This window comes from Acidilobus sp. (genome assembly GCF_049973875.1).
Classification (GTDB): domain Archaea; phylum Thermoproteota; class Thermoprotei_A; order Sulfolobales; family Acidilobaceae; genus Acidilobus.
Genome location: NZ_JBMFJI010000009.1, coordinates 55,906 through 69,446 on the forward strand (window position 1 = coordinate 55,906; position 13,541 = coordinate 69,446).

Annotated in this window: 12 protein-coding genes; 9 read left to right on the forward strand and 3 right to left on the reverse strand. The window is 62.1% G+C overall.

The window, feature by feature from the left end; translation table 11 throughout:
- On the forward strand, nt 1–1,494 hold the full coding sequence (locus ACP5H1_RS04905; protein ID WP_427972419.1) for an amidohydrolase: 1,494 nt from the start codon (nt 1–3) through the stop codon (nt 1,492–1,494).
- Here ACP5H1_RS04905 and hutI read toward each other — a convergent pair.
- The 3 genes from hutI to ACP5H1_RS04920 are packed head-to-tail and all read right to left on the reverse strand — an operon-like array spanning nt 1,480 to nt 5,074.
- Complete coding sequence (gene hutI, locus ACP5H1_RS04910; RefSeq protein WP_427972421.1) at nt 1,480–2,718, reverse strand: imidazolonepropionase; 1,239 nt, start codon at nt 2,716–2,718, stop codon at nt 1,480–1,482. The genes ACP5H1_RS04905 and hutI overlap by 15 nt on opposite strands.
- Nucleotides 2,719–2,728: 10 nt before the next feature.
- Nucleotides 2,729–4,141: an aromatic amino acid ammonia-lyase gene (locus ACP5H1_RS04915; RefSeq protein ID WP_427972424.1), complete on the reverse strand. Its 1,413-nt coding sequence runs from the start codon at nt 4,139–4,141 to the stop codon at nt 2,729–2,731.
- A 60-nt stretch (nt 4,142–4,201) separates the two neighbouring features.
- A complete protein-coding gene (locus ACP5H1_RS04920; protein ID WP_427972426.1) occupies nt 4,202–5,074 on the reverse strand; it encodes an arginase family protein in 873 nt (290 codons plus the stop codon).
- 464 nt (nt 5,075–5,538) lie between these two features.
- Between ACP5H1_RS04920 and ACP5H1_RS04925 the strand changes: the two genes are divergently transcribed.
- The 8 genes from ACP5H1_RS04925 to ACP5H1_RS04960 all read left to right on the forward strand — a co-directional run bounded on the left by ACP5H1_RS04925 (nt 5,539) and on the right by ACP5H1_RS04960 (nt 13,341).
- Complete coding sequence (locus ACP5H1_RS04925) at nt 5,539–7,350, forward strand: urocanate hydratase (RefSeq protein ID WP_427972450.1); 1,812 nt, start codon at nt 5,539–5,541, stop codon at nt 7,348–7,350.
- A 231-nt stretch (nt 7,351–7,581) separates the two neighbouring features.
- Nucleotides 7,582–11,043 carry an MMPL family transporter gene (locus ACP5H1_RS04930; protein ID WP_427972429.1) on the forward strand — a complete coding sequence of 1,154 codons (3,462 nt, stop codon included), beginning with the start codon at nt 7,582–7,584 and terminating at the stop codon, nt 11,041–11,043.
- Nucleotides 11,044–11,117: 74 nt separating this feature from the next.
- A complete protein-coding gene (locus ACP5H1_RS04935; protein WP_427972432.1) occupies nt 11,118–11,282 on the forward strand; it encodes a YHS domain-containing protein in 165 nt (54 codons plus the stop codon).
- Nucleotides 11,279–11,626, forward strand: coding sequence for a hypothetical protein (locus tag ACP5H1_RS04940; protein ID WP_427972435.1), 348 nt, complete (start codon nt 11,279–11,281; stop codon nt 11,624–11,626). The genes ACP5H1_RS04935 and ACP5H1_RS04940 overlap by 4 nt, the downstream gene beginning before the upstream one ends.
- Nucleotides 11,613–11,798 carry an HAD family hydrolase gene (locus ACP5H1_RS04945; protein WP_427972437.1) on the forward strand — a complete coding sequence of 62 codons (186 nt, stop codon included), beginning with the start codon at nt 11,613–11,615 and terminating at the stop codon, nt 11,796–11,798. The genes ACP5H1_RS04940 and ACP5H1_RS04945 overlap by 14 nt, the downstream gene beginning before the upstream one ends.
- A gap of 33 nt (nt 11,799–11,831) precedes the next feature.
- The gene (locus ACP5H1_RS04950) at nt 11,832–12,110 is read left to right on the forward strand and encodes a hypothetical protein (protein WP_427972439.1); all 279 of its coding nucleotides are present in this window, start codon (nt 11,832–11,834) and stop codon (nt 12,108–12,110) included.
- 53 nt (nt 12,111–12,163) lie between these two features.
- Nucleotides 12,164–13,024 carry an aminotransferase class V-fold PLP-dependent enzyme gene (locus tag ACP5H1_RS04955; RefSeq protein WP_427972441.1) on the forward strand — a complete coding sequence of 287 codons (861 nt, stop codon included), beginning with the start codon at nt 12,164–12,166 and terminating at the stop codon, nt 13,022–13,024.
- Between the two features lie 23 nt (nt 13,025–13,047).
- Nucleotides 13,048–13,341, forward strand: a complete 294-nt coding sequence (locus ACP5H1_RS04960; RefSeq protein WP_427972443.1) for a hypothetical protein — start codon at nt 13,048–13,050, stop codon at nt 13,339–13,341.
- Nucleotides 13,342–13,541 lie beyond the last annotated feature (200 nt).

A 13,541-nucleotide genomic window follows, 5' to 3' on the forward strand; every position in this document is an offset into this window, starting at 1 on the left:
TTGAGGGCCACCGCCTTCTACGGTAAGATATACGTCTCCTTCAGGCCGCCCAGGGCAGTCGACTCCCTGCTGGCCGTGAACGGCAGGGTCGTGCTGGAGGGCGACCGGGGCAGGGTTGAGAGGGCCTGCAGGGAGCTTGAGTGCGAGGAGGTTGACATAGACAGGGGCGTGGGGCTGCCGGGCTTCATAGACGCCCACATGCACCTCAGCGGCCTGGCGATACAGGACAGCGGCGTCGACCTCAGGGGCGTTGACAGCCTGGACGAGCTGAGGCGCAGGGTCAAGGAGTTCCTCGAGAGGCACCCCAACGTCACGGTTGTTCTGGGCAGGGGCTGGGACGACTCAAGGCTTAGGGAGGGAAGGCCTCCCACCTCGGCCGACGTGGACGACATAGCGGGAGACAGGCCCGTGATGTTAATAAGGGTCTGCGGCCACGCCGCGGTGCTGAGCTCCTCGGCCATGAGAAGGGTTGACCTGAGGGGCCTCGAGGACTACATAGATGTGGGCCCGGACGGCAGGCCGAGCGGCCTGGTCAGGGAGGGGGCGGTGATAAGGGCGCTCAGGCAGCTCGAGCCACCGCCCGAGGAGTACATGACGTACGTCGCCGAGGAGGCCAGGAGGCTGGCCCTGCAGGGGGTGACGACCGTAGGCTTCATGAACGTGCCGCTTAAGCTCATGGCGGGCCTGACCTCCCAGCCCCTGCCCCTCAGGCTCAGGCTCTACCTTGACGCCGACAGCGTTGGCCTGCTTGAGTCCCTCGGCGTGGCTGGCGGCTTCGGAAACGAGCTGGTAAAGGTGATGGGGCTTAAGGCTTTCGCCGACGGCTCCCTCGGCGCCAGGACAGCTTACCTGAGCGAGCCCTACTCGGACGACCCCGGGAACAGGGGGAGGCCCCTGCTCAGCCCCGAGGAGCTCAGGTCACTGCTCGCCAGGGCCTCAAGGCTCAGGCTTCAGGTGGCGGTGCACGCCATAGGCGACGCAGCCCTCGACGTGGTTCTAAGGGGCTCAGAGGGCCTGCGCGGGTGGCTGAGGGTGGAGCACGCCTCGCTCGTGAGGGACGACCAGCTCCTGGCGCTCTCGGGCCTTCGAGTGGCGGTGCAGCCCATGTTTGAGGTTGACGACTTACCGTGGATACACAAGAGGCTGGGCCAGAGGGTCAGGTGGGCCTACAGGTTCAAGTCCATGATTTCAGCGGGCGCCGTGGTGGGGCTCTCCACCGACGCCCCAGTGGAGCCCGCCGACCCGTGGACGACGCTCTCGGCCGCAGTGAACGGCGCTGAGGGCATAGGGGAGAGGCTGAGCGTGGCTGAGGCCCTGGACGCCTACACCAGGGGCTCAGCCGAGGTCCTCATGGACAGGGACGTGGGCAGCCTTGAGGTGGGCAAGGTGGCAGACCTAATCATAGCCTCGGGGGACCCCCTGGAGGTCGAGCCCGGGGAGCTGGGCAGGCTGAGGACGCTGGCCACGTACCTCGGGGGCTCAGGGGTCCAGTAGGTCCTTGACCACGGAGCCGCGCCTAATGACGACCAGGGCCCTGTCCCTGCCCCAGTCATACCCAAGCTCGCTGACCCTCTCAAGGTCCCACACCACCAGGTCGGCCAGCTTCCCGGCCTCCACGGACCCCCTGTCGCCCAGCCCCAGCGAGAGCGCGGCGTTAGCTGTGGCCGCGGCCAGGGCCTCCGCCTGCGTCAGGCCGTAGAGGTAAACTGCAAGGTCGATGGCCGTCTGCATCGACGGCATGACGCTGTTCGCGCTGAGGTCGCTGCCCAGGGCCATGGGCACGCCGTATGCCCTCAGCAGGGGCACCGGAGGCCTCGAGGAGCCCATGGTAGCCATGAGGCTTGCCGGCAGGAGGCCAGCCATGGACTTTGAGGCGGCTATCGCCTTCACAGACCTCTCGTCCGAGACCTCTAGGTGGTCAACTGAGGCGGGGCCGGCCTGGGCCACGGCCTCAGCGCAGCCTATCCTGGCCAGCTGGTCCGCGTGCGCCCTTGTCCCCAGGCCCGCAGCCCTGGCCGACGTGAGTATGAGTCTTGACTCCTCCGGGGTGAAGGCACCCTCGTCACAGAAGACGTCTACGAAGCTTGCTAGGCCTACCGCCCTCCCAACTAGGTCGTTAGCAAAGCCCTTAACGTAGTCCTCCCTGGCCCTCCCCTCCCTGGCCTCCTCGGGCGGCACGTGGGCCAGCAGCGTTGGGACCACGTCAACCTTTGCAATGCTTGAGGCCTCCCTCGCAACCCTGAGCAGCCTGAGCTCGCCTTCGTGGTCAAGGCTGTAGCCGCTCTTGATCTCAGCGGTCGTGGTCCCCAGGTAAAGCATCAGCCTGAGCCTCTTGACGAGCAGCTCCATGAGCTCCTCGTCGCTGGCCGACCTCGTGGCCCTGACAGTCCTGTATATGCCTCCCCCTCCTCTGAGGATCTCAGAGTAGCTGACGCCGCTCAGCTTAGCCTCAAGCTCGTCGTCCCTGCTGCCAGCGAAGACCGCGTGTGTATGCATGTCGACGAGTCCCGGTGAGAGGAGCCTTCCACCTGCGTTAAGCTCAAGCCCTCCCCTGTAGGTTCCCCTAACCTCGCCCCGTTGGCCTGCCTTAACTATGTAGTGGCCCCTAACCGCCACCTCTCCCCCTGCCAGGACCCTCACCTGGGAGGCCCTTGTAACGGGCCTAGACTCGAAGAGGACAACATTAGCATTGTATATAACTAGGTCGGCCTCTGGCAAGGTCCCCACCTCAGGCCAGCCCCACTATGAAGCTGAGGCCCGAGAGGCCGGCCTCCTCCACCACCTTGGTCAGCGACCTCCCTAAAACTTCCTCAGGGTCGTCAAGGGGGAGCCCCCTGGCGACCTTGGCGGCCTGGGAGGCCAGCGAGTCCTCGACAGCTATTAGCCTTGCCAGCACGGCCGCCGACCTCAGCAGCTCGTAGGAGGAGTTGGGCGCCATGGAGACCACGTCCTCCTGCGCGCCGCTGGTAGGAATTGAGTGCACCGAGCCCGGGGAGGCCAGCTGGCGGAGCTTAGCGGCAAGCGACGCGGCCGTGTACTGGTAGATCATTGCGCCCACCACGGTGCCCTTAACGGCCAGGAATTCCGGGAGCCCTGTGGTGGAGGAGCTCAGAAGGTGGGCCGTCCTCCTCTCTATCATGTTGCCCACGTGCGCCAGGGCAACCTTAGCCATGTCTGACGCCATGCCCGCCGCCGAGGCGTGGAAGTTGCAGGCGTGGTACACATGGCCATCAGCGACAAGCGGGTTGTCCGACGATGAGTAAGCCTCCGCCTCAAGCAGCTTGGAAGCGAACCTAAGGACCTCGAGGGCTGAGCCGTAGACCTGGGGCACGCACCTTATGCAGTAGGGGTCCTGAAGCCTCGGCGACCTCCGGCAGTCAGCCTTAAGCGAGGCCACCACGTCCTTAACCCCCTCAAGCCTCTTGCTGTTTGCCACCGCTATAGAGAAGTGCTGGGGGTTGCACCCCGTGACCTCAAGCGTCTCGCCCATTACCTTAAGGGACTCGCTCAAAAGCCTCAGGGAGGCGCAGACCCCCAGGGAGGCCATGGCTACGCTGAAGGCGTTGCTGTTTATTATGGCCAGGGCCTCGCCCGGCTCAAGCTCCAGGGGCTTAAGCCCGGCGGCCTCAAGGGCTTCCCTGCAGTTAAGCCTTCTGCCGTTCACGGTCGCCTGCCCCTCACCGCTGTAGATGCACCTGGAGATCCTGGCCAGCGGCGCCAGGTCGCCGCTTGCGCCTACGCTGCCCTCCAGCGAGACCGCTGGAACTATGTCATAGTTTAACGCGTCAACGAGCCTCTGCGCCACCTCGGGCCTCACAGGCGCGAAGCCCTGGGCCAGCTGGGACGCCCTCACGAGCATGGCTGCCCTGACCACCTCCCTTGGGGCCTCAGGCCCAATGCCGAGGTCGTGCTCCCTGAGGACATGAGCCTCCCTGCCTCTCCACGTGCCCTCCTCCGCTGAGGCCAGCGCCCCAAGGCCAGTGGAGTAGCCGTAGACCTTCCCCAGCGAGGCCTCAGCTTCATAGGCTTTCCTGGACCTTGAGAGCAGCTGGAGCGACTCCTGGCATATGTTAACTGGGGAGTTAACAGCGACGTCACATATATCTTCAACGGTCAGCCTCTGGCCCGCGCAGACCTTCAAGGCGTGCACCGGCGTACACCGGCAGCTCAAGGTATTAGAGCCAGAGGCCTTGGCAAGTAATTACTTCACGTTCGTCGAGGCGAGCGATCCCTGTACAGCCCTTAGAAGTAGGGCCGCCGCCAGCCTAGGCGTGGAGCCCGTGGCATCGACTCCTGGCACAACCTCGACCACGTCTATTCCTACAACCTTAGCTGATGACGTTATTACATCTATTACGCTCATGCTTTCGAAGGGGGTCATGCCAAGGGGGGTAGGGCTGTTGACTCCAGGCGCAAAGGCCTGGGCCAGGTGATCCATATCTATGCTCAGATAGACTTTAGAACCGGCCACCAGCGACTTCAGCCTCTCAAGGGACGACTTGAAATCCTTTAGCAGCTCAACCCTGCTGATGATATCAACTCCCAGCTCCTTAGCTCTAGAGGGGGCATAAGGGGGGTTCGCATACTCGGAGACTCCGACGACAAGTGCCTTGACCTTAGTGGCTTCAACTAACTCCCTCAGCCACGATCCACTGGTAACGCCCTCCGCCAGTTTTCTTATATCATAGTGTGCGTCAAGAACTACCAAGGAGGCGCCGCGCTCCACGAAGGGCCTGGAGGTCCAGTTAGTTATTGAGTGGTCGCCTCCGATGAAAACGGCTGGAACGCCTCTGGACATCGCCACCTCCATGACGTGCCTTGAAGCTTCAACGACCCTTCGCCCGGTCTCTACAATATCACCCCCTACAATATCAACGTCACCCATATCATCAAAACCCCACCTTAGCTCTCCAAGGTCTTCAGAGAGGGGAGTCAGCGAGTAAAGTTCCGTCCTTACTGCTGAAGGGGCGAACCTGGCCCCAGGCCTGCCAGCAGTTGACCAGTCCCACGGGACGCCCGCAAGCGGGATTAAGGGCTCCAGTTCTCCAATTCTCCTGTCATAAGGGTCCTTCAAAAGGCGGGCCCTTTTAACTAGGCTCAAGTTTTCACCAGCATTATAGCGTGGCTGCAGCGACTTTTTAATTAATGCCATCGACAGCGTCTACTTCTCCAAAATGGACATGTTCCTAGACCTCTTCTAATATCAGGAATTCGGGAGCTAGCTTATATCCAAGGAATAATTTAGTGGAAGGAAACATATGGAGGCTTAAGGTCTTCATGCAAATAATTATGAAGAGTCTATCGGAATTTCAGATAGCTACTACTGCAAGGTCAGCATGCTGTGGGAAGCCAACAGTACAACAGTGGTGTAGAGAGCATCTAGGGTTATCAAGAGAAATGTAATAACAATTACACCGTATATGCGTTTGTGCAATCAAAAGTAAAAACAGATATTGTATACAATCATTCAACGACGAATGGGGTGCGTTGTCAGTGTCCGTTCCCTCGAAGTATAAGGGTCAACCCATTGAGGAGCTGATATCCGAGGGCTACTATGACCCTGAGACCAGGACCGTTCATGCCATCACGGGCCCTGAGCTTCACGTCAGGAGCAGGGACTGGCAGGTAGAAGGAATACTGAGGATGCTCTTCCACGTCCTCGACCCCATGGTGGCCAAGGACCCCAAGAACCTTATAGTTTACGGCGGCACCGGCAAGGCCGCGAGGTCCTGGGACGACTTTGAGGCCATAGTCAACACCCTGCTCACTATGGACTCGGACGACACGATGGTAATACAGAGCGGCCAGCCCGTGGCTGTTTTCAAGACGGACCTGAGGGCCCCGAGGGTTGTCATGAGCAACGCTATGCTGGTGCCCAAGTGGGCGGACTGGAGCTACTTCTGGGAGCTCGAGAAGAGGGGGCTCATAAGCTACCACCAGATGACGGCGGGCTGCTGGGCCTACATAGGCACGCAGGGGATCCTTCAGGGGACCTACGAGACCGTGGGGGCGGCGGCCGAGAGGGCCTACGGCTCCCTTGAGGGAAGGCTCTACGTGAGCGCAGGCCTAGGTAACATGGGGGGCGCCCAGCCGCTTGCGGCCAAGATGCTCGGCGGCGTGGCCCTCATAGCTGACGTTGACAGGCGCATGATAGAAAGGATGATACAGACTGGCTACCTGGACACATGGACTGACGACATAGATAAGGCCATAGACATGGCCCTCGAGGCCAAGAGGTCAAAGACGCCAACCAGCATAGGGGTCCTCGCAAACGCCGTTGACCTGCTCGAGCGCCTGGTCAAGGAGAACGTGGTGCCAGATGTCCTCAGTGACCAGACGCCGGCCCACGACCCGCTCTCCTACGTGCCTGAGGGGATGAGCGTCGAGGAGGCGGCAAGGCTCAGGTCCCAGGACCCTGAGAGGTACATACAGCTGGCAAAGCAGACTATGAAGAGGCACGTCCAGCTCATGCTTGAGCTCCAGGCCAGGGGGGCCGTGACCTTTGAGTATGGCAACAACCTCAGGAAGCAGGCCTACGACGCTGGCCTGACAGAGGCCTTCAAGATACCTGGGCAGATGGAGTTCATGCGCCCGCTGTTCGAGGAGGGGAGGGGACCGTTCAGGTGGACCAGCCTCATGGGCGACCCGAACGACATATATAAGCTGGACGACGTCCTGCTCCAGCTGTTCGGCAGGAACCAGAGGCTAGCCAGGTGGATAACGGCAGCCCACAAGTACGTCAAGTTCCAGGGCCTGCCTGCCAGGGTAGTTTACCTCGGCTACGGCGAGAGGGCCCTGTTCGGCAAGGTGGTCAGCCAGATGGTCAGGAGGGGCGAGCTCTCAGGCCCCATATGGTTCGGCAGGGACCACCTGGACGCAGGCTCCGTGGCCTCGCCCTACAGGGAGACCGAGGGCATGTTGGACGGAAGCGACGCCATAGGCGACTGGCCCATACTTAACTACGCCCTCAACACCGCAGTCGGCGCCACGTGGACCTGCTTCCACCACGGCGGCGGTGTCGGCATAGGCTACGCGATACACGCCGGCTTCGGCATGGTAGTTGACGGCACTGAGCTGGCGGAGCAGAAGGCCATCAGGTTGTTCACGGTTGACCCAGGAATGGGGGTGGTGAGGCACGCCCACGCAGGCTATCCAAGGTCGCTGGCGGTGGCCAGGGAGAAGGGCGTGAGGATACCTATAATGAAGATGCTCGAGGAGAAGAGCAGGAGAGTTATAGAGGAGGCCAGGAAGGAGGGCAGGATATCGGACTACACCTACCAGAGGGTCAAGAAGGACCTGGAGGAGTACGAGTCAAAGAAGGGGAACTACTCGCCGCCGTTCAACACCTAACGTAACCCTCAGCTCAGGATAGCCCCTTTTGTTGCCCTGGGCCGCAGCTTCCTCCTCTTTTTGCTAAGGGCCGGCGTGCGACATGCTACACCCGTCACACAAAGCTAAGCGTTGCAGCTGCGGGGCCCATAGGTAACTTTTACTACAATTATTTAAATGTTTTATCATTTGAGGGTCCTGGCTAAAGTTTTAAAGCGAATTATATATAGCAGTTATCTATCGGAGGTAAATATGTACAGCCGGAGAACGGCCTACGTAACAGTGGTTGTGGCGATAGTTCTGGCCGTGATCTTCTACCCGTTCATTACAAGGATCAACAGCGTGGTCTCAACCAACGAGTCCTCAATGCTGCCCCAGGGGGTCGAGAGCATAAAGGTCATGAACATAATTTCGAGGGAGGGCAACCTGTCAGAGCAGGGAAACTACATATACGTCGTCACAGGGGTGCCCGTCAACCTGACCACTTTCTACAGGCTCAACGGCACCCTGACGCAGGGCACCAGCTGGGTCAGCGTGGCTAGGGGAGTCTACGTTAAGCTTAACAACGTCTCCCAGAGGCTCCTCAACGTCAGCCTCTCCACCGCAGACGGCCTTGTGAGGCTCTGGGAGGCCGTTAATAACCTCTCGCTGAGGCTCGAGAGGCTCAACTCGACGCTGGTGGGCCTCACCTACATGCTGAGGAACGCCGACTACGCCTACGCTCAGTACTACTCCCTGGGCAGGAACCTCAGCATAGCGTACTCCCAGGCGGTCCCCCAGGTTGTAGCCCTGGGCAACGAGACGGAGGGCCTCTCAGGGGCCTACGTGGCGACACTGTTCAACGCAATCAGGGCTGAGTACGTGCTCTCCAACATGACGGACGCCTACTCCACGGGAAACCTGACGCAGGGAGACGTGGAGCTCGTGGTGAGCGAGTGCCCGCCCATAGGCGGCGCCCAGTCACCCTCGCCTCAGCTTGTGGAGGCCCTGTTCTACTACGTGCTAAACACCGGGGGGCCTTCAAGGTTCACCCTGGCCTCGGCTGAGAACTTCACCTACACGGTGCTCTACAGGGAGCTCAACGCCAGCGGCGAGCAGAGGGCCCTGCCGCTGCTGCAGGCCTACAGCCTGGCGTTCAGGAACGCCTCGGCAGCGTACAGCAGCTACGTTGAGTCGCTTATGAACAACCTCACGCAGTACAACCAGCACAGGCTTTACTACGCGCTGAGCTCCATAGGCAGCGCCTCGGGCAGGGAGGCCTTCCTGGCTGTGATCTCCTCCATTCCAGCGCCGGGCCAGGCCAAGGAGCTGCTGACGTCCTTAGCTGAGGAGTACGCCGCCTCGGGCTTCAACGAGAGCGACTTGACATCAATAGTGAGGAACGTCACTTACTCGCTCCTCTCCAGCAGGCTCCCCAGCGACATAGCGGTGGACATGGCGTCATACGTGGCCAACGGCTCCTTCAGCAGGGAGGCCGCGGCCGAGCTGGCGGCCAAAACATTGGCTGCCCGCCTGCCGGCCAACCTCAGCGGCTACGCCCCGCTGGTCCTCAGCTACGTGCCTGAGGAGCTCCTTGAGTATGACCCCAACGTCACCTGTGCCCTCTGCTCCAACCTGACCCTGGCCGAGGCCTCGGCGTCAGCCATAGCCGAGAGGGGCCTGAACGTGACCCCGTCGCTCTCAATGGCCCTCCTCCGCGGCGAGAGCGCCTACTCCCTGTCCCTGGACCTGGTCAACAGGAGCCTCACGTCGCCGACCGCCAGGCTGCTCCTGGCCGAGCTGGCCTCGGCGGGTCCCATAGAGGACTACCAGTCGCTGTTGTCAAGGATGCCCTCGCTCCTGAACAGCTCCCTCGCCAGGCTGGGCGTGCCCTCAAACCTGACGCCCGTGCTGTCAAGCGAGGCCACAGCCGTGCTTGAGGACCCCTCCCTGTACGGGAGGGCCGTGACCAACGTAACTGAGTACGCGTTTAACAGGACCTTCGCTAACCTGCTGGGCGACCTCAGGGGGCTCCTTGTGCAGAGAAACCTTGACGGCTTCCTAGTAATGTACTCGGTCAACATGTCCTATGACGAGGCGCTCAGCATCAGGGGCCAGCTGGCCAGCGAGCTGAGGTCCGCGGGCTACGGGAACGCCAGCGTCATGCTTACCGGCACGCAGGCCATAGACCACGACCTCTCAAGCTCGTCGTTCAGGAGCATAAGCAGGGGAGACATGATAAGCGCCCTGCTCGTGCTGGTCATACTGGCCATAGTGCTCGAGTCGCTGGTGGCCGTCCTGGTGCCATTTATAGGAATAGGCGTGGGCCTCGTGGTGGCCCTTGGCGTTGGGTACCTGCTGGCCAGCCACAACGTAATAACGCTGAACTCCATAAGCAGGACTATAATGTATGAGGCCGGCCTGGGGCTGGGCGTCGACTACTCGAGCCTGATATCGAAGAGGTTCAGGGAGGAGCTGGGCAAGGGCCTCAGCCCAGCGGAGGCGGCCTGGTCCGCCGCGAGGAGGAGCTGGAGGGCAGTGGTCACGGGCGCGCTCACGGCCTCCATAGGCTTCGGAGCCATGACTATAGCGTCCAACTTCCCGTTCCTCAGGAGCCTAGGCGAGGTGGCCCCCATATCGATACTGATAACGATGGCCGTGAGCCTCACGGTGGTCCCTGCGGTGCTGGCCATAGTGGGCGGGAGCAGGATATTGTGGTGGCCCTCCAGGGTGAAGGCCAGCGCGGCCCGGGTGAGCCCAGGGCGCAGCCCCAGGACGAGGTACGTGGCGTTCGTGGTTGTCATAGCACTCATACTAATACCTGCAGGGTTCATCTACGCCACCTTCAGGGGCAGCTACGACTTCACATTGATGATGCCCCAGGGCACCCAGTCGGTGCAGGCCCTCCACTACATAACTGACAACTACGCCGCCGGCATAATGTACCCTGTCTACGTAGTTGCCACCAACTACTCCACGCTGCAGGCGATAAACTCGTCCATATCGAGGCTAAGCTGCGTTCAGTCGACCCAGATTTACAACTACTCCGAGCCTGTCCTCAGCGTCACTCTATCTGTGTACCCGCTCGGCAGGGAGGCCATAGCGTGCGCCCAGTCCATAAGGCAGCTGGCGAAGCAGGTCTCCCCGAGCGCCATGGTCGGGGGAGAGGCTGCCATAAACCTCGACCTCCAGAACATAGTGTACCATGACTTCTACCACCTGGTCTACCCCATAGCCATAGTCCTCATGTTTATAGTGCTGCTCGCCTTCTTCGGCAGCGTGCCCATGGCCTTGACGGCGCTGGCCAGCGTCGTGATCGCGGCGGTGTTCGGCAGCTCCCTCGCCATAGAGGCCTACAGGCTATCGGGCGTCAACCTGCCGTGGTACCTGCCCATAGTGGTCTTCACGGCGATACTTGGTGTCGGCATGGACTATAACAGCTTCATCATAAACAGGGTCAGGGAGGAGGCTGGCAGTCACGACGTGAGGACCGCAGTTGAGATAGCGGTGAGGAGCACCAGCGCCCTGGTGGTGGGCCTCTCAACGATAATGGCTGGGGCCTTCGCGGGCCTCCTGGCCTTCTCGGCCCCGGGCTTCAGGGGCATGGGCGTGGCCCTCATGGCGGGCGTGCTCTCAGCAGGCCTGCTCGCCGCGCTGCTCTTCACTCCTGCGGTGCTCTACATGCTTGGGGAGAGGGCCCTGTGGCCGTCTAGGAGGGCAGGCAGCAGACATTAATGGCCGGGTCTCGAGCCCCTCAGCAAGGACCCACGCTTTTTAGGTTAGGCAGGCTCGGGCCAAGGGGAAAAGCGTTGGTCGTAGACCCCGTCTGCGGCATGGAGGTTGACGAGAGCACCCCCTACAAGACCATGTACAAGGGCAAGGTGTACTACTTCTGCTCCGAGGGCTGCCTGAAGGCCTTCAGGAGGGACCCCGAGAGGTACCTCCGCGAGGGGCCAAAGGGGATGCCTGGTTGACGGAGGGGAGGCCCAGGGTCAAGGACTACGTGGAGCTCCAGCCCGGCGTCATGGAGCTCGCGGCCTCCCTCGAGTCCCTCAGCTCCCACCCCGTGGCTAAGGCTATAGTTGACAGGTTCGGGGCCAGGCTGAGGGGCTCCGTCAAGGACTTCAACGAGTTCCCGGGGGACGGGGTCACGGGCGTCGTGGGTGACAGGCAGGTCATAGTGGGGAGGCCCGAGTTCGTGCAGCAGAACTGCGAGGGCCAGGCCAGGGGTGACGTGGCCGTCTGCGTGGACGGCAGGGTGGCTCAGCCTCGAGGACCCGGTCAGGCCCGAGGCCCTGGAGCTGGTGGCCAGGCTTAAGTCCATGGGCAGGAGGGTGATAATAGCCACGGGAGACAGCGGCCCCTCGGCCGAGGCCGTGGCGGCGGCCCTGGGCGTCGAGGTTAGGAAGGGCCTGAGCCCGGACGACAAGGCCGAGCTGGTGAGGTCCCTGAGGCAGGAGGGCCACAGGGCGGCCTTCGTGGGCGACTGAGTTAACGACGCAGTTGCAGAGAAGGAGGCGGACGTGGGGATAGCGCTGGCGGGCGGCACGGACATAGCTAAGTATGCCGGCGACGTCGTTGTGATGAACCTTAGGGGCGTGGAGCTCCTCCTCAGGGAGTCCAGGATAGCTACGAGGAAGGTGAAGGAGAACCTGGCCTGGGCGTTCGGCTACAACAGCGTGCTTGTCCCCGTCGCTGCCGGCCTCCTCTACCCCGCCGTCTACCTGAGCCCCCAGTACGCGGCCCTGGCCATGTCGATGAGCAGCGTGATAGTCTCCCTGTGGTCCACGGTCCCCCTGTAGGGGCAAGTTTCACCCATTTAATGCCCGGGGCCACAGTGAGCCGGGGTTGCACCTTGTACGAGGCCGAGTTCCCCTCGCTCAGGTCAAGGCACTACCTAGACTGGGCGGCCGTAGGCGTCCCGCCGCTCAGGGCCATAGGGGCCATCAGGTCACTCCTGGACGTCTACGAGTCGTCGCCCGAGGAGGCCTCGTCGATGGGCTCCCAGGCCGAGCTTAAGGCAGCCGCCAGGGGGCAGCTGGCCCCGCTGGTGGGCTGTAGCCCCGACAACCTCGTGTTCACGGGGACGAGCACCACCTCAGCGGTACAGGAGGCCGTGGACTCCATACCGATGTCGAAGGGAGACAACGTCGTCATCTTCGACATGGACTTCCCCCTCGTGCACGCCGAGGCCTACAGGCTAAGGCTGAGGGGGGTGGAGGTCAGGGTGGTCAGGAACAGGGAAGGCGACTATGATTTTGACCAGCTTTATGATATGGTCGACAGGAGGACCAGGGCAGTCATAGTGAGCTCCGTCATGTGGGTGAACGGGCTGAGGATTGACGTCGAGGAGGTCGCCAAGGTGGCCCACGAGGCGGAGGCGTACCTGGTGGTGGACGCCATACAGCAGGCGGGCGCCATCAGGCCCAGGGGGCTCGAGAGGGCCGACTTCGTGGCCTTCGGAACGCAGAAGTGGCTCCTGGCCCCCTTCGGGCTCGGGGGGATGTGCGTCAGCAGGAGGTCCGTCGAGGAGCTCCAGCCCGCCAGGCCCGGGTACTCCAACGCCCCCATCCAGGACTGGGACGCCTACTGGCTAGACCCTAACAAGGCGCCGTTCTACGTTGAGCCCTACAGGAGGGACTCGGCCCTCAAGTTCGAGTACGGCGGCTCCCTGTCGTCCCTCTCCCTCAGGGGGCGGCGGCCGCCGCCTCGCTGATAAACGAGGTCGGAATAGAAAACGTGGAGGCCCAGGTCATGAGGCTCAGAAAGGCCCTCCTCGAGGAGCTGGAGGACCTGAGGGCGGACCTGCTTACCATGCCGGAGCAGTCCAAGGCGTCGGGCATAGTGCTCTTCAGGGTCGGCGACAGCGTGAGGGAGGACTACGAGCTCGCCAGGAGGCTCAGGGGCAGGGGGATAGCGGTCTCCGCCAGAGGGGCCGCCGGCCTCTGGGGGATAAGGGTCTCCGTGCACTTCCCGAACAAAGAGGATGACATCACAGCGCTCTCAGAGGCCATCAGGGAGCTCAGGGGCTGACAAAAGGGCTGACAAGCCTCGCCCCTTCCAGGGGCGGGGTGAGGCCTTTTAAGCTCTGGAAGGTCATGGTCGTTTGGCGTGGGGATGCCCCGAGAGGGGCTCCGCTGCGCCCGCGTGTCCCCACGCCCCTGCTGCATACCCCCGAGTCCCAGGGGGCTGGGAGAGGAGGGCAACCCCCGGTGAGGGATAGGGGTAACGGG